We start from the raw sequence: 17,506 nt of genomic DNA, 5'->3' as shown, positions 1-17,506 counted from the left end.
TTATTTGTCTCTATTTTGCTTCAAACCAATTTCTACCGTAGCTTACATCCACTTTAAGAGGAATTTTTAAGTCAATTACCGACTCCATGATTTCTGGTACAATCTGTTTCATGATATCCAATTCGTCCTCAGGCACTTCGAAAACTAACTCATCATGAACCTGAAGCAGCATTTTACTTTTTAAGCTTTCAGCTTGAATACGTTCCTCAATTTGAATCATAGCAAGCTTAATAATATCTGCATTACTTCCTTGAATTGGTGTGTTTAGTGCCGTTCTTTCGGCAAATGATCTTAAATTAAAGTTTCTGGAATTGATCTCAGGCAAGTAACGTCTGCGGTGAAGCAAGGTAGTTACATAACCGTTCTGTTTGGCTTGTTTTTTAATGTTGTCCATAAACTGATCTACACCTGAATATACAGATTTATATTGATCAATAAATTGTTTAGCTTGCTTACGTGTAATATTCAGATTTTGAGATAATCCATAGTCACTAATCCCGTAAACAATACCAAAATTCACTGCCTTGGCTGTTCTTCTTTTCTCAGCATCCACTTCATCTTTTGACACTCCAAAAACGTCCATCGCTGTTTTAGTATGAATGTCCATATTATTTTGAAATGCTTCAATTAATTTTTCATCATCTGAAATATGGGCTAATATCCGCAGCTCAATTTGTGAATAGTCTGCTCCTAATATGTATGAATTCTCACTTGAAGGAACAAATACTTTTCTTATCTTTCGCCCTTCCTCTAAACGGATTGGGATGTTTTGAAGGTTAGGAAATTGACTACTTAATCTACCTGTAGCTGCAATCGTTTGTCTAAAATAAGTATGAACCTTCTGTGTATCCTGATGAACCTCCTTCAAAAGCCCTTCTATATAAGTGGATTGAAGTTTTGCTAACTGACGATATTCTAATATTTTTGAAACGACTTCATGCTCATTTGCTAGCTTTTCAAGCACTTCTGCATCTGTAGAATAACCTGTTTTCGTTTTTTTGATGACAGGCAGCTGAAGTTTATCAAATAACACTTCTCCTAATTGCTTTGGTGAATTAATATTAAATTCAGTTCCTGCCAATTCATAAATTGTTTTCATGATATCATCCAATTTCAATTGGATTTCTTCACCATGTAATTTTAATCCATTTATATCTATTTTTACCCCTTGAATTTCCATACCTGCCAACACTTGTGCAACTGGAAGCTCTATTTTATAAAACAAATCAACTAATTCATTTTCTTCAAGATTGGCTTCAATTAATGGGGTAAGCTTATGTATAAGAGAAACTTTGCGACATAAAAATTCACTTAAACTATCCATTTCAGGCACCTTGAATTTAGCACCTTTTCCATAGAAATTCTCATCATTTTTCAATCCAGATAATCCATATCTCTGCGCTAGACCACTAATCGTATGGTTTTTTGTTTCTGTTGGGTCTAATAAATAGGCAGTTAAATAAATATCGAAGGTAACTCCATGAAGTTCTATATCCTGCCAATAGAGTGCAACCTTTGTTTTATGATAGTCATACATCCATTTTTCTTGTTTCTCATCTGCCAGCCATTCTCTTAAGCCACGAGCTTCATCTGATTTTAATATGTCAAAAGGTATGTAATAACTTTCCTCATCTGTAAATAAGGATAAACCTAAAATTTCAGCTTGATGTGGATTATCACCGATAATTTCAAAATGTATGGATTTCATTGAAGGCAGCTTGTCCAAAACCTCTGCTAAGTTATTATGTTCAACAACTTTAACGTTAATCTCTTCTTGAACTACTTCATTATCTAATTGTACTGATCCATCCATTTTTTCTAAAAGAGATTTAAACTCTAATTTCTCAAACATTTCACTAACTGCTTTTTGATCAAATCCATCAAATTTCAATTGCTCTAGCGATTTCTTTACAGGAACTTCTCTGAAAATCGTTGCTAACTCCTTACTCATTGTAGCTTGGTCTGCATTCGTTTGAATCTTTTCTTTCATTTTTCCCTTTAATTCATCTGAGTGCGCTAACACTTCCTCAACACTTCCATATTGGTGAAGCAGCTTTAATGCTGTCTTCTCTCCAACACCCGGTACTCCTGGAATATTATCTGAAGCGTCTCCCATCAAACCCTTCATATCAATAATCTGATTTGGGATAAGGTTATACTTTTCTTTGATTTTCTCTGGGTCGAAACGATCCACCTCACTAATTCCTTTTCTAGTAAGGGCAATAGTTACATTGCTTGAAGCAAGCTGTAGCAAGTCCTTATCTCCAGTAACAATAAGCACTTGTTTATTATTTTCCTCAGCTAACTTAGAAACTGTTCCAATAATGTCATCCGCTTCATAGCCTTCAAGTTCAAACTGATCTATTTTAAATGCTTGCAGCAGCTCTTTCATGAGAGGAAATTGCTCTGAAAGTTCAGGAGGTGTTTTGGCTCTTCCCCCTTTATATTCCTTGTAATCTTTATGTCGAAACGTAATCTTGCCAGCATCAAATGCAACAAGAAAATGTGTTGGTTTTTCCTCCTCAATTAAGCGGAGTAGCATTGTTGTTACACCATAAACTGCATTTGTGTGCATCCCTTTAGAGTTGTTCAACAAAGGCAATGCATAAAAGGCGCGATTCGCTATACTATTACCATCAATTAAAATTAACTTATCCATGAGTAGCTCTCCTCATTTTTATTACTATCATAGCATAATGTAAAATAAACGGGTAATTAGGGGCGATAAAAATGAGTAGATCCTTTTCACCTAAAACTAAAAAAGTTATTTTTTTTGATATGAACAATACACTTATAGATCATCAAAGATCATTTAAAGTCAGTTTTTTATCTGTGCTGGAGGATTTTACAGCCAGATGGGATTCAGAACAAGAAGAATGGGATCCTAATAAAGTTTACGTTAAATACATGAAAGAACTGAAATTAGCAAAGCAAGATAAGAATAAATACAATATTCCAAAAAACAAACTTCAGCATTACTGTCTTCGTCAATCACTAAAAAACTATCCCATAGATGTAAATCGTGGTTTTTCTGAGCATTTTTTTAATACGATTCAAGAAACAAGACCACAAAATGTTCAATTATTCCCTGATGTGATGCAACCATTAGATACCTTATCTAACAAATACAAGTTAGCCATCATAAGCAATGGCAAAAAAAATGACTATGATCATCTAGATATTAAAAAATATATTCCTGAAAACCAAGTATTCACCTCTAAAATGTTTGGTCATCACAAACCACATCCAACTATATTTCAAAAAGCACTTAACAAGATGGATTTAAATCCAGAACAAAGTGTAATGGTCGGAAACTCGTGGAAAAATGATGTGTGCGGTGCTATAGACATCGGGATGGATGCGATTTGGATTGTCAGAAAACCAAGAAAAGGCAGTCGAAGAAGAGCCGACAAAAAAGGAGTAACCTATATTCAAAGCTTAAAAGAATTAATTTCTGTCTTCGAAGTGTAAAATATACCCACAAAAGTGAGGCTGAGCGTTGTAGCATTCCCACTTTACAAAACAGGATGTTTTGGTGCATCAATGACCATAGGAAGTGGTCGGTTTCAGATGTAAACCTTAGAGAACTGGTGTCGGAATTGCCAAAAGGAGGAGACAGATTATGATAGACCTATTACTTTTGCGGGGTCCGAACAAAAAATCACCCCAGAAAATGAAGTGTAATCTTGAGTTGATAAATCCTAATACTTTTCGGGGATTATGCTTTCAGTCCAGGTCGTGCTGATAAAGTAAAAATAAAAAACATGAAGTAAACCAATGGGTTTTTACTTCATGCTTTTTTAAACTAATTCAAATCCGGTCTTGTTCCTTTTACTAAATAAACGACACTTTCTCCAATGTTTGTCGCGTGATCAGCCATACGTTCTAAATATCTACTAACAAAACATAAATTAAGTACCTGATTTACGTTTTTAGGTTCTTTCGCCATCATCACAAATAACTCACGTAATATTTCACTATGAAGTTCATCAACCTCATCATCCATTTTTGCCATTTTATAGGACAAATCAACATTCTCTTCAATATAAGCAGTAATGCTGTCTTTCGTCATTTGCTGAACAACCTCTGCCATTCTTGGAATATCAACAAGTGGTTTAATGAATGGCTGATTACCATTTCTTACTGTAACCTTTGCAATATCAACCGCTAAATCAGCCATTCTTTCTAAATCTCCAGCCATTTTAAATGCGATTAAAATCCTTCTTAGATCTGTAGCTACTGGCTGTTGCGTAGCAATTAAACGGGATCCAATATCATCCACTCTTTCTTCAAATACGTTGATTTCTTTATCAGCATCAATGACTTTTTTAGCTAATTCCACATTCGAATCCTTCAGGGAATTTACGGAATCCAAAATTGCTTTTTTTACTAAATCCCCCATTTCAATTAACACTTGTCTTAATTTTTGTAAATCAGCATCAAATTGCTGGCGATTGGCTAACATACTATCCCTCCCATTTCTTAATCTAAAAAGAATCTATAACAAAAACTCCTATTGGAGCCTCTCGAAGAGGTTGTCGAATACTTCTTTAGAGGTAGTTTTTGTTTGAAACTTAGAATTTGTAATTTTATTAATTCTTAAGTTATAACATATAATTTATTTCCTTAAACAACTTTTATTAATTGTATACTTAGATACCATATTTTTCTACTTTTTTATCCAATTATCCAAAACGTCCAGTAATATAGTCTTCTGTTTTCTTCTCATTAGGATTTGAAAAAAGTTTTGAAGTATCAGAGAACTCTATCACTTCTCCATTTAAGAAAAAAGCAGTTTGATCAGAAACCCTCGCAGCCTGCTGCATGTTATGTGTAACGATAATAATTGTATAATCACCTTTAAGTTCTTGTATTAATTCTTCAATTTTTAATGTTGAAATTGGATCTAAAGCTGATGTTGGTTCGTCCATTAACAAGATTTTTGGATTGATTGCTAGAGCACGGGCAATACACAAACGCTGCTGCTGACCTCCTGATAAACCATAGGCTGATTTTTTCAAATCATCTTTAACCTCATCCCAAAGTGCTGCACCACGCAAGCTAGTTTCTACAATTTCGTCCAGCTGTTTTTTGTTACGTATACCATGTATTTTGGGTCCATATGCTACATTCTCAAAAATTGATTTAGGAAAAGGATTGGGCTGCTGAAAAACCATCCCAATTTCTTTTCTTAACAATTCTACATTTACAGTAGGGTTGTATATATTAGTATCATTGATGGAAACTGCACCTGATATCTTTACTGAATCAATCATGTCATTCATTCGGTTTAAAGTTCTAAGAAGTGTAGATTTCCCACATCCTGATGGGCCGATAAATGCTGTAATTGATTTTTCATTTATATTCATAGATACATTTCTTAATGCATGAAAGTCACCATAATATAAGTCAAGGTCTTTGATTTGTACAATTGACATGAATATTTCCCCCTAGTTTTTCTTCTGATATTTATTTCTTAAAAAGATAGCGACCGCGTTCATAGTCAGCAACATCAGTAACAAGACGATAATACCTGCAGACGCAACATTATGGAATTCCTCTTGCGGCAAATTAGCCCATGTGTATATCTGAATAGGCATGACTGTAAACTTATCAAACACACTATTAGGTAATGTCGTTATATAAGCTACTGCTCCTACTACGATAAGTGGGGCCGTTTCACCAACTGCTCTTGAAAATGAAAGAATAGATCCTGTTAAAATCCCTGGCAAAGCTGAAGGTAATACGACTCTTAGAATCGTTTGCCAACGATTTGCTCCAAGTGCAAATGAAGCATTTCGCTGAGATCCTGGAATGGCTTTAATTGCTTCCTGAGATGCTACTATAATAATAGGGAGAATGAGAAGAGTCATAGTCAATGAACCAGCTAGCACACTTTTCCCAAACCCAAACACTCTAACAAAGATCGTTAAACCTAATAAACCATATACTATAGAAGGTACTCCTGCTAAATTTGCAATATTTGTTTGTATAAATCTATTGAACCAGTTGTTTTTTGCATACTCCTCTAAATAAATGGCTGTTGATACACCAATAATGAAACTTAAAGGTGCCGTAATGCTCATCATCCATAATGTCCCGAATATTGCAGCTTTGATACCCGATTTTTCTGCTTTTCTGGAGGCATTGTTTGTTAGGAAGTCCCAGTTTAGCCACCCTAATCCATCAACTAAGATTTGTATTAATAACAGAGCAAGTGCTACAATACCAAACAAGGTAGACGATAAGAATAAAATATGGAATATTGTGTTTTTTCTTTTTCTCCTTCTCATTTGTTTTTCTGCATCTAGTTGCATCATTCGTATTCCTCCCTAAACTTCCTTGAAATATATCCTGCAAGAATATTCATTATTAATGTAATTACAAACAAGGTAATACCAACAGCATAAATCGTTCTATATTCGACACTTCCATAGGCTGTGTCCCCTTGACTTGTCGTAACAATATAAGCTGTCATCGTTTGAATACTCTTTAGAAAATCAAAATCCATATTAGGCAACGCCCCTGCGGCTAAAGTTACAATCATCGTTTCACCGATTGCTCTAGAGAGCCCTAATACGAATGATGCAATAATACCAGAGAATGAAGCAGGTACAACTACTTTAAGAGCTACTTCTAGTTTAGTTGAACCCATTGCATAAGCTGCATTACGAAGTGAACTTGGAACAGCGTTCATTGCGTCCTCACTTAGTGAAGAAATCATCGGAATAATCATGATACCAACTACAATACCTGCACTTAAAGCGTTAAATAAATCTGTCTGAGGTATGACCATTTTAATAATTGGAGTAATAAAAGTTAAAGCAAAGAATCCATATACAATTGTAGGAATACCAGCTAAAATCTCTAAAATCGGTTTAATAAAATTTCTAACTTTCCTTGGTGCATATTCGCTCAAATAAATCGCGCTTCCAAATCCTATAGGTAATGCTACAATACTAGCCACTAATGTAATCATAAATGTACCCATGATTAATGGTAGAACACCAAATTTAGGATCTGCAAACAATGGAGTCCACTGAGTTCCAAATAAAAACTCAGTAATAGATACAGCTTGGAAAAATCCAGCTGACTCTGTAATTAGTATGACGACAATTCCAATGGTAGTTAAAACAGAAATTCCTGCTATAGTTGCTAAAATGATTGGCATCATACGATCCCATGAATAGATGCCTTTTTTCTTCTGCATAAAGCTGTTGAGTTCTTTGGCATTTTTCGATTGCTTCATTCTTGCCATATGCGTTACTTCCCCCTAAATCAATATTCATAAAACACCTCACAAAAGTAATTCATAACAGATATTTCACGTCTCTAAATTACTTTTACGGAGCTTATACCAAAATAATGCAAATATAAACAAAAAAATTCATAACCGTGACGTATCCTATTTTTTAAAGATACGCCACGGTTTTATTATTAATCAATAAAGAGAACTTGCTTTCAGTTGGAGTTTTTGTATCTCCCGCTGAAAGTTAGACTAGTATACGTGATTAATATTACTTCTAATTGTAGATCTTACTTCAATCATTACTTATATAATTAAGGTAGAAGGCTTAAGTTCTCTGCGTACATTTCAGCAGGTAATGCTACATATCCTACTTCTTCAGCTAATGCTTGACCTTCTTCACTCATATAATATTTAAGGAATTCTTGAATTTCCTTTTTTTCTAAAGCACTCTTTACAGGATAAATATAAATTGGACGAGATAGTGGTTTATAAGTTCCGTCTTTGATTGTTTCTACTGTTGGAGCAACTGCTGCTGCACTTTCATCAACTTTAATAGAAACAGCATTTAATTTATCTTGGTTTTCAACATAGTATGAGAATCCAAAGTATCCCATTGCATATTTATCTCCAGATACACCAGTTACTAATACATTGTCATCTTCAGATGGTGTGTAATCTTCACGAGATTCGTTTTTCGTTCCGTTGATTGCACCTGTAAAGTATTCAAATGTCCCTGAAGCCGTTCCTGGACCATAAAGCTTGATTGGTTCATTTGGCCATTCTGGATTTACATCGCTCCAGTTTTCAACTGTACTTCCAACTTCCCATATTTTCTTCAACTCATCCACTGTCATTTCTGTAGCCCAATCATTCTCAGGGTTAATTACTACTGTAATCCCATCAAATGCTACAGGCATTTCAACAGCTTCTTGACCTTCTGCTTTAAGAGCGTCAACTTCTTTATCCTTAATTTGACGAGAAGCATCAGCAATTTGAATCTCTCCAGCGATTAAAGCTTTAAAACCATTAGAGCTTCCAGATAAGTTAACGGTAACCATAACATCGTCATGAATTGCCATAAATTCTTCTGCTACAGCTTGAGAAACTGGGAATACTGTAGATGACCCATCAATATTGATTTCTCCTGAAAGTTCATTTCCTTCATTTGAACCTTGATTAGCTGGTTGTTCTTCTGATTCAGTACCACATGCTGCTAAAGAAAATAATAATATAAATGCTGTTAAAATAATTGACCCCTTACGTAACCAAGAATTAAACAAGTTTGACCACTCCTTAGATTTAATCTTAACTTCAATATGATTTTGTCTCTTACAATGGTTATCTTACTAGGGGATTGTTTTCGCAATTTTATAGTTTTGTAAACGTAATGTAAATTTTCTTTTACAATTCATACTTAATGTGTATCATCCATATTTCAATTCGTACATGCATTTTAATCATTCAAATTGTCGTACTTAATTTTGTAATATTTCGTTCAAATGTTGATCACAATTATGTGATTTTTTTCACATATTTTTGTCGTACAATGTATTTAGTCATTTAGTCTTATACTATTTCTTAAATAATAAATCCAATTAGAATAAAGTAAAAACAATCGTTCATTCTAATGTTATAACAAAAATTCCTATCGGAGTCTCTCGGAGATATAGTCGAATCCTTCATTAGAGGTAATTTTTGTTGAAACATTGAATTTGTAAACTTATAAATTCTTATGTTATAAAGAAAACTCGCCGATTGGCGAGCCTTAAAGCGAAAGAAGGGTAGTTGCACTTATACTTTCTCCTTTAAAATATTTATAAATTCTTAAAGTGTAAAAAAAACTCCTATCTGAGACTTTCGGAGATGTCATCCGGTTAAACTTATTAATTCTCTAAGTTATAAATGAAAACTAAAATGAATAGGGTGAGAACAAATGGACAACAATCAATCAAATTCTAAAAAGTTTGAAAAACAAGAAAAGAAACTGATTATGCTTTGCATCATAGTGGCAATTATTATGTCCATAGCGATACTAAGAAACTTCTTTTAATGGTTTAAATACAAAGATGTATATTGCAAGAAATCAACTTAACTACTCTGTCCTTTGAAAAAAGAATACATCATACAATCAAGATTCTATCAACATCTTCATTAGTTATATTGCATTTACAAAGGAGTGATTCATATTGTTTTCAAGTTACGATCCAGTCATTTTTAGCAGAATATTAACATCATTAACATTGATATTCCATATTATCTTTGCCACGATTGGTGTCGGTGTCCCTGTTATGATTGCATTAGCAGAATGGATAGGAATTAAAAGGAATGATTCACACTATTTATTATTAGCCCGCAGATGGGCTCGTGGTTTCACAATCACTGTGGCAGTTGGAGTTGTCACAGGAACAGCCATAGGACTTCAACTAAGTTTATTATGGCCTAAATTTATGCAGGTAGCGGGGCAATCTATTGCACTTCCTTTATTTATGGAAACTTTCGCATTTTTCTTTGAAGCTATCTTTTTAGGTATATATCTGTATACATGGGATCGATTCAAAAATAAAATGACACACTTTTACTTGTTAATCCCTGTTGTTATTGGTTCTTCAGCTTCTGCCTTTTTCATTACGATTGTGAATGCGTTTATGAATGCTCCTCAGGGATTTGATATCGATGCTGCAACTGGGAAAATAATTAATGTACAACCACTTGTTGCTATGTTTAATCCAGCTACATCTACTAAAGTAGCTCATGTACTTGTATCTGCTTACTTAACCTCTGCTTTTGTTTTAGCTGGTATAGCGGCCATATCAATTCTTCGTGGAAGAAAACATGTTTACTATAAAAAAGCCTTAAAATTAACGATGGTAGCTGCTCTTATATTTTCTATTGGCACAGCTATTATTGGAGATTTATCTGGGAAATATTTAGCTCAATACCAACCGGAAAAATTAGCTGCTGCGGAGTGGCATTTTGAAACAACAGATCAAGCACCTCTCATTATTGGAGGAATCTTAACTGAGGATAATGAAGTAAAATACGGACTTGAAATTCCACTTGCTTTAAGCATACTTGCACACGGTTCTCCAGATGCAGAAGTGATTGGAATTAATGATTTACCTGAGGATGAAATTCCACCTTTATGGATACACTATATGTTTGATTTGATGGCGTTGATTGGAGTTACATTAATGCTCATTTCGTTAACATATATTATTGGGCAAAAAGTTGGGAGATGGAACGTACACAATAAATGGCTGCTAAGATTTATCGCTTTAGGTGGACCACTGGCTATGTTAGCCATAGAATTTGGTTGGATCTTTGCAGAAGTAGGAAGACAACCTTGGATTTTAAGAGGATATATGAAAACGGCTGATGCTGCTACAACTTCTAGTCATGTTGACACAATGCTTATCGTATTCTCTTTACTCTATATTGTATTAGGATTTACATGTGTCAAAGTCATCTTAAAAATGTTTAAAAATTACCCTGCTGAAGAAGAAATCGCTTCGAAGGGAGGAAAACTTTAAATGAATTATGAACTATTGGGCATAACTGTTTTATGGATTTTCCTATACGGTTATTTAATTGTCGCTTCTGTGGATTTTGGTGCTGGATTTTTCAGTTATTACAGTGAAGTCACTGGGAACAAACAATTAATTCAACCAATAATTGAACGTTACCTATCTCCAGTATGGGAAGTGACAAACGTATTTTTGATCTTTTTTATGGTAGGATTAATCGGTTTTTTCCCTGATACAGCTTATTACTATGGTACTTCATTACTCATTCCAGGTAGCATTGCTGTCATCCTATTAGCTATACGTGGCTCTTATTATGCTTTCAGTACGTATGGCGCAAAAAACAACCGATTTTATTTATTTCTATATGGAGCTAGCGGATGGTTAATTCCAGCTTCATTATCTACTGTACTCATTATTTCGGAAGGTGGATTTATCGAGATTGTAAATGGGGATGTTCAATTCCAATATATGAAATTGTTCACTAGTCCATATGCTTGGACAGTAATTGGGTTAGCATTAATCAGCGTGTTATACATCTCCTCTATGTTTTTGACTTATTACGCTTATAAAGCAAAGGACCATAAAGCATTTGAAATTGTTCGCAAATATGCTTTGACATGGAGTGCGCCAACAATAATAGCTAGCTTGCTTGTGTTCTTTGCCATTCAAAATCATAACCTTGAGCATTTTGAACGAATGGTTGAATTATCTTGGATGTTTGTTATCTCCTTTATTTGTTTTATTGTTGCCGTATATTTCGTTTGGAAAAGAAAAAATTTAGGATGGGCTTTTATTTTCGTAATGTTCCAATTTGCATTTGCATTTTTTGGGTATGGTGCTTCCCATTTACCTTATATCCTATACCCTTATATCAACATTCATGAACATTTTACGAATCAAACAATGGCTATTGCCCTTGTTACCGTGTTTATCTTAGGTTTATTATTGCTAGTTCCTTCATTATATTTGTTAATGCGTTTATTTTTATTCGATATTAAATATGTGCAAGGGCACAAGAATCCACCTAAGTAAAGCAAAAAGGACGTAGAGTCGGATTAAAACAGTCTCATTCATACGTCATTGTGAGCATCGGTAATAGCACCATCCAATCATCGAATTTATTAGCTGTAGAAATCAAACTTTTGAAATTAGAAAGGATGATCAAAATGGATCAATTTTTAATCACTTATGCACCTCCTATAGTTGTTGCTGCTTGTTTGTTCTTGGGGTTCTGGTGGGGTGCAAAAGGCAATACAAATGTAGAAGAAATGGACAATCAAGTTTCTAAATAAAATTTTAGCTTAAGTGAAACAATAAAAAGAATAGTAATAAATACAATCCCTTACACTGTAGAGTGAAATCTATAATGTAAGGGATTTTTTCTAATTATATTCCCTCGCTTCATTAACATATCTAATCTACTTGTAATTTTTAATAACCCATTTAGGTTGTAACTGATTTATAAGACAATCCTTTTTTTCATTTACCATTTTAATCCTATTGATTACTTTGTATAATAGTATAATTAATTTGCTAAGCATAGTACAAAACAACTATACAAATATCTAATTTACCAGTAGTAGTTCGTTGATATAGAATTTTCAACTCATAAATAGTTTCGATGTATTTAAACCAAGGATTAATGAAATCATTCCAAATGCAAAAAAGAAAATTGTGATCACTGAATGGTAATTTTAGCCTTATTCATTCTCATCTAAAATCGATGAAAATATCAAAATAAGATCCTTAATTTCCTCTATTTCTATTTAGAAGTTATTTTCTACTGACTTCTATTTCTTTCCGTCCCACTCCAGATAAAATCGATCCACAAATTCTTTCATATACTGATGACGTTCATCAGCTATTTTTTTAGCTGATTCTGTATTCATTAAATCCTTCAGCTTAAATAGTTTTTCATAAAAGTGGTTGATAGGAGTTGCTTGCGTTTTTCGATATTCTTCTTGATTTATCTTCGTTCTAGGTGCTGCGTTTGGATCATGCATAATACTTCCTTTTACTCCAGAATAAGCAAAAGTTCTTGCAATTCCAATAGCTCCAATGGCGTCCAGACGATCCGCGTCCTGCACTACTTTTCCTTCTAAAGTAGTCATTGGAGGTCGCTCTCCACCCTTAAATGACATTGTAGAGATAATCTCTATCACATGAGAAATATCTTTTTGATCCACAGAGTTCTCCTGCAACCAATTCTGCACTTTTTTCAATCCCGCTTCTTCAGAATCGTTTAATTTTTCATCCGCAACATCATGCAATAGAGCAGACAAGGTACAGATAAAAATATCTGCATCTTCTTCTAAAGCCATTCTTTTTGCTAATTCAGTAACTCTATAAACATGCCACCAATCATGACCGCTTGCATCATTCCCCAATTCATCTTTTGCAAATTGGGAAGCCATATCTATAATCATTTCCGTTTTTCTCATTCACATCTACCACCTACTTACAACATTTTGCAAATTTACTCCATCTAGGTTCTTCTAATAATTTTGTATCACTTCCCTAACCTACCATTACATATAAGGAATTATACATATTCATATTTTCTCACTCAACTATATTATTATATCACCTCTAAATTTCCACTTGTAAATATTAAACCGAAAACCATCCTGATAGAAAGGATGGTTTTCCTATTATACAGTAATATGATATTAATACCGATCTAAACCCACCACATATCTCCTAATGGTTCTTTTAGTAATACTTGATGCAAATTAGAAACGGCTTTTGTAAACCCTTCATCAATGGACATTAACCCATCCTCATGCTCAATGCTGATAACATAATCATACCCTACTAATCTTAATGTGCTGATGATGTCAGCCCACGTTTTTATATCATGACCAAATCCTACTGTGCGAAACTGCCATGCACGATCCAACATATTCGAATAGGATTGCATGTCTGTTAATCCAAATCGATTTACGTTGTTTTGATCTATAGTTGTATCTTTCGCATGGAAGTGATGGATGGCATTATGTTTACCTAATATCTTGATTGCTTCTAAAGGATCTATTCCCTGCCACCACATATGACTTGGATCTAGGTTAGCTCCAATCACTTCACCTACAGCATCTCTTAATCGAAGCAGTGTAGCAGGTGTATGAACGGAAAATCCTCCATGAAGCTCTAATCCAATTTTCACGTTTCGATCAGCCGCGTATTGCCCCACTTCTTTCCAATAAGGTATCACTTTTTCTTCCCATTGCCATTTTAATATTTCTTGATATTCGTTTGGCCAAGGGGCAACGGGCCAATTCGGATATTTTGCCCCTTCATGGTCACCTGGACAACCTGAAAATGTATTTACTACGGGAACTTCTAATTTATGAGCTAAGTCTATCGTTTTTATTAAATCATCATGGAATTCTTGTGCAATTTCTTTTTGAGGATGCAGTGTATTTCCATGTACACTAAGTGCTGAGATTTCGATACCTTTTGCATCTATCAATTGTCTAAACTCGTTTAATTTTTGTTCATTACTCAACAAAAGATCAGGATCACAGTGCGCTTTTCCAGGATATCCACCAGTTCCTATTTCTATCGCTTCAAGTCCTTTAGCTTGAATGTAATCTAAAGTTTCTTCAAGTGATTTTTGCGAGAACAAAACTGAAAACACACCTAATTTCATATATCCCACTCTCCCTTATATTTATACTCTTACCAAAAACTGATTCGTACCTGTGATATATCAGAACAGCATGCTCTGATATATCATTATTCAACTCAAGCGTTTGCTGATGTCGGTACGACACAAAACGTAACTGATTAAAAATATACATTCATAGATATGACTAATATTTAAATGCGGTATACTATATTAAGTGGTACGAATAGAAGCAAAACACTAATCAAAATAAACTGCTTTCCCTGTTTTTGAAGATTCATAAATCGCTTCTAAAATTTCCGAAACCACAAGTGCTTGTTCTGGTTTAACAATCGGTTCGGAATTTTTTAAAATGCTATCAATCCACAATCTCATCTCTAAGTCCGCGTCGCTCTCTTTTTTCCCATCATAAAAAGCAACTCCACCTACATCTGTTTGAATACGGTTAGTAAATAATCTCCCACGACTTTCTCCATTAATGCGAAGTCCATCCTTCATATCTGCTCCACCTTCAGTTCCTGCAAGCGTACATTTTGCTTCACCTTCATCTAAGGAGTTTAACGCCCAGCTAGACTCTAGAATAATGGTTGCTCCATTTTCCATTTTGATCATTCCAAAAGCTGAATCTTCTACTGTAAACTCACTTGGGTCCCATGGCCCCCATGCATTAGCTGCATTTTCCCTACTAGATAATTTATGAAATGCTGTACCTAATACAACTTTAGGTTTGTAATTATCCATCATCCATAGTGTTAAGTCTAATGCATGTGTACCAATATCGATTAATGGACCTCCACCTTGTTTTTCTTCATCTAAAAAAACACCCCAAGTAGGTACTGCACGCCGACGAATTGCGTGTGCTTTGGCAAAATAAATTTCGCCTAATTCACCCTCTCTACAGGCCTGATACAAATATTGACTGTCTGCTCGAAAACGATTCTGGTAACTAATCGTCAGCTTTTTGTTTGACTTCTTCGAAGCCTCGTACATCCGTCTAGCATCTGCTGCTGTTTTTGCCATTGGTTTTTCACAATTTACATGTTTGCCTGCTTCAAGCGCTGCAATAGTAATATCAGCATGTGAATCATTCGGTGTACAAATATGAATAACTTCAATTGAGTCATCCTTTAACATCTGATTGAAATCCGAATATACTTCTGCTCCTTCTATTCCGTACTCCTTTGCCGCTTGTTCAGCTTTTGTAATATCAGCATCACTAAATGCAGCTAATTGAACCGCTTTCAATTTTGAAAGTGAAGGTAAATGTTTACCTACAGCAATCCCCCCACAACCTATAATTCCAACTTTTAATATCCTAGACATTTGAATTTCCTCCTTTTACAACTATAAGTACTTTTATTGTATTTTGTGTTATATTAATTAAGAATGTAACACAAATTATACCCAACTAAAGGTTTGAATCATATTACCATAATAGTTTAAGTTTTATGTTATTTTGGGATATTGGAGGTTATTGATTTATGATAGTAAATGAAAAAATATCTTTTGAAAACCCTTTATTATCTTTAAAAATATTTCAAAACAAAAGAATTGATCATAATATAACAACTTGGCACTATCATAAAGAATTAGAGATTTTAGCAGTCATAAGTGGACAACTCGAAGTTCATGTGGAAGAAGATGTATATTCATTAGAAGCTGGGGATATTATTTTAATTGGATCAAATGAACTCCACAGAGACAGAATGATTCATGAGGAATTAAAATACATAGTGCTTCAGTTTGATATTGAACAATATTTTGACTATAGCATTATGCCTTATATCAAGTATTTTGCGGGTACAAATGATCCGTTAAGTCATCTCAATTATATTTTCAAAAATAATGATCAAGCAAAAAAAGAAATCTTTGAAACCGTATCTAATATTTATAATGAGTCTAAAAATAAAGAGACGGGTTATGAGATTGCCGTCACTCTATTTATACACAAAATTATGCTGGTATTGCTTAGAAATGATACAAACAAAACACTTAATGTTCAGCACAATGCAGATTTTCTTCGTCTCAAACCTGTACTTGATTATATTGATTCACATTTAACGGAAAAAATCAGCATAGATACAGCTGCAAAAATGGTGAACATGAGTTATTATCATTTTGTTAAATTTTTCAAAAATACAATTCAAATGACATTTATAGAATACGTCAACTACAAAAAAATAAAAAAAGCGGAAAGAATGTTATTAACTAAAGAAGATAGCATAACTCAAATAGGTGAGAGCATCAATATGAATAACATGGCGCATTTCTATAAAATTTTCAAAAAGTATAACGGGTGCTCACCTAATGAATTTCGAAAAAAAATGCTTCAGTGGAAGTCCAAATAAGCATGTATTTTAGCTTTTAACCACTAACTTGTAACCAACTCCACGGATAGATTCTATCTTCACTGAATTTTGTCCTAGTTCTAGTTTTTTTCGCAGTGAGCTAACATGAACATCAACCGTTCTTTGTCCTCCAATGTAATCAAATCCCCATACAATGTTCATAAGATCATCTCTAGTAATCACTTTACCCTGTCTCTCTACCATATGAAGCAAAACTTCAAATTCTTTAGGTCTTAATGAAATGCTCTCCTCATTTAATAAAACCTCATATTGATCAGGGTAAATTTTCAAATCACCTAGAATAATGACTCTCTCATCTGTTGTTTCTTCTGTTGGTAAATCATCTGAATTTGATCTTCTTAAAACAGCAGATACTCTTGCTAATAATTCTGCTACTCCAAACGGTTTAGTAATATAATCATCGGCTCCAAGTTTGAGACCTTGAACAATTTCTTCTTCTGCCGTTTTTGCAGTTAAAAGAATAATGGGTGTTTTGACTTTTTGATCTCTTAATTTTGAGAGAATTTCAAAGCCATTTAAACCAGGCAACATAATGTCAAGAATAATCAAATCAAAATATTGCTGAAGCGCATGCTGCAATCCAACTCTCCCATCCTCTGCAACCTTTGTCTCATAACCAGTTTGAGAGAGATTGTAAGATAATAGTCTAGATAATGTAGGTTCATCTTCAATGACAAGTACTTTTTTCGACATGCAAAGCTCCCCCCTATAATGAACGAGTCCAATATTAACTTCATCA

General features: G+C 34.1%; 15 protein-coding genes. 5 read left to right on the top strand and 10 right to left on the bottom strand.

All coding sequences use genetic code 11. The features are described from left to right. Positions 1-10 precede the first annotated feature (10 nt). Complete coding sequence (polA, locus tag Q5Y73_RS10015) at positions 11-2,659, bottom strand: DNA polymerase I (RefSeq protein WP_305991755.1); 2,649 nt, start codon at positions 2,657-2,659, stop codon at positions 11-13. A 71-nt stretch (positions 2,660-2,730) separates the two neighbouring features. On the opposite strand from polA, the gene Q5Y73_RS10010 reads away from it, so the two are divergent. Next, positions 2,731-3,471, top strand: coding sequence for an HAD family hydrolase (locus Q5Y73_RS10010; protein WP_305991754.1), 741 nt, complete (start codon positions 2,731-2,733; stop codon positions 3,469-3,471). Positions 3,472-3,805: 334 nt separating this feature from the next. Here the strand turns inward: Q5Y73_RS10010 and phoU are convergent, their stop codons facing one another. The 5 genes from phoU to Q5Y73_RS09985 form a co-directional block, all read right to left on the bottom strand. Further along, a complete protein-coding gene (gene phoU, locus Q5Y73_RS10005; protein WP_305991753.1) occupies positions 3,806-4,465 on the bottom strand; it encodes a phosphate signaling complex protein PhoU in 660 nt (219 codons plus the stop codon). A gap of 220 nt (positions 4,466-4,685) precedes the next feature. Further along, positions 4,686-5,438 carry a phosphate ABC transporter ATP-binding protein PstB gene (pstB, locus tag Q5Y73_RS10000; protein ID WP_305991752.1) on the bottom strand — a complete coding sequence of 251 codons (753 nt, stop codon included), beginning with the start codon at positions 5,436-5,438 and terminating at the stop codon, positions 4,686-4,688. Positions 5,439-5,450: 12 nt separating this feature from the next. Then, positions 5,451-6,320, bottom strand: a complete 870-nt coding sequence (gene pstA, locus Q5Y73_RS09995; RefSeq protein WP_305991751.1) for a phosphate ABC transporter permease PstA — start codon at positions 6,318-6,320, stop codon at positions 5,451-5,453. Further along, the gene (gene pstC, locus Q5Y73_RS09990) at positions 6,317-7,249 is read right to left on the bottom strand and encodes a phosphate ABC transporter permease subunit PstC (protein WP_305991934.1); all 933 of its coding nucleotides are present in this window, start codon (positions 7,247-7,249) and stop codon (positions 6,317-6,319) included. Before pstC ends, pstA begins: the two co-directional genes overlap by 4 nt. A 311-nt stretch (positions 7,250-7,560) precedes the next feature. Beyond that, entirely contained in the window at positions 7,561-8,529 is a 969-nt protein-coding gene (locus tag Q5Y73_RS09985; protein WP_305991750.1) for a PstS family phosphate ABC transporter substrate-binding protein, read from the bottom strand. 906 nt (positions 8,530-9,435) lie between these two features. Between Q5Y73_RS09985 and Q5Y73_RS09980 the strand changes: the two genes are divergently transcribed. The 3 genes from Q5Y73_RS09980 (at position 9,436) to cydS (ending at position 12,065) form a co-directional block, all read left to right on the top strand. Then, on the top strand, positions 9,436-10,779 hold the full coding sequence (locus tag Q5Y73_RS09980) for a cytochrome ubiquinol oxidase subunit I (RefSeq protein WP_305991749.1): 1,344 nt from the start codon (positions 9,436-9,438) through the stop codon (positions 10,777-10,779). After that, positions 10,780-11,805 carry a cytochrome d ubiquinol oxidase subunit II gene (locus Q5Y73_RS09975; RefSeq protein ID WP_305991748.1) on the top strand — a complete coding sequence of 342 codons (1,026 nt, stop codon included), beginning with the start codon at positions 10,780-10,782 and terminating at the stop codon, positions 11,803-11,805. It abuts the gene before it with no gap. Positions 11,806-11,939: 134 nt separating this feature from the next. Continuing rightward, the gene (gene cydS / locus Q5Y73_RS09970) at positions 11,940-12,065 is read left to right on the top strand and encodes a cytochrome bd oxidase small subunit CydS family protein (RefSeq protein WP_305991747.1); all 126 of its coding nucleotides are present in this window, start codon (positions 11,940-11,942) and stop codon (positions 12,063-12,065) included. 498 nt (positions 12,066-12,563) lie between these two features. Here cydS and Q5Y73_RS09965 read toward each other — a convergent pair whose 3' ends face one another. The 3 genes from Q5Y73_RS09965 to Q5Y73_RS09955 form a co-directional block, all read right to left on the bottom strand. After that, complete coding sequence (locus Q5Y73_RS09965) at positions 12,564-13,214, bottom strand: HD domain-containing protein (protein WP_305991746.1); 651 nt, start codon at positions 13,212-13,214, stop codon at positions 12,564-12,566. A 239-nt stretch (positions 13,215-13,453) separates the two neighbouring features. Then, the gene (locus Q5Y73_RS09960; RefSeq protein WP_305991745.1) at positions 13,454-14,422 is read right to left on the bottom strand and encodes a sugar phosphate isomerase/epimerase family protein; all 969 of its coding nucleotides are present in this window, start codon (positions 14,420-14,422) and stop codon (positions 13,454-13,456) included. Between the two features lie 216 nt (positions 14,423-14,638). Then, complete coding sequence (locus Q5Y73_RS09955; RefSeq protein ID WP_305991744.1) at positions 14,639-15,721, bottom strand: Gfo/Idh/MocA family protein; 1,083 nt, start codon at positions 15,719-15,721, stop codon at positions 14,639-14,641. Between the two features lie 158 nt (positions 15,722-15,879). Here Q5Y73_RS09955 and Q5Y73_RS09950 point away from each other — a divergent pair, with 158 nt between their 5' ends. Further along, positions 15,880-16,746 carry an AraC family transcriptional regulator gene (locus Q5Y73_RS09950; RefSeq protein WP_305991743.1) on the top strand — a complete coding sequence of 289 codons (867 nt, stop codon included), beginning with the start codon at positions 15,880-15,882 and terminating at the stop codon, positions 16,744-16,746. Between the two features lie 9 nt (positions 16,747-16,755). On the opposite strand, the gene Q5Y73_RS09945 is transcribed toward Q5Y73_RS09950, so the two are convergent. Further along, positions 16,756-17,460, bottom strand: coding sequence for a response regulator transcription factor (locus Q5Y73_RS09945; RefSeq protein ID WP_305991742.1), 705 nt, complete (start codon positions 17,458-17,460; stop codon positions 16,756-16,758). Positions 17,461-17,506: the final 46 nt, after the last annotated feature.

It is taken from the genome of Chengkuizengella axinellae, from assembly GCF_030730905.1.
Taxonomy (GTDB): Bacteria; Bacillota; Bacilli; order Paenibacillales; family KCTC-33759; genus Chengkuizengella; species Chengkuizengella axinellae.
Note: the sequence above shows the minus strand (reverse complement) of the source record. Positions and strands in the feature narration are given on the sequence as shown.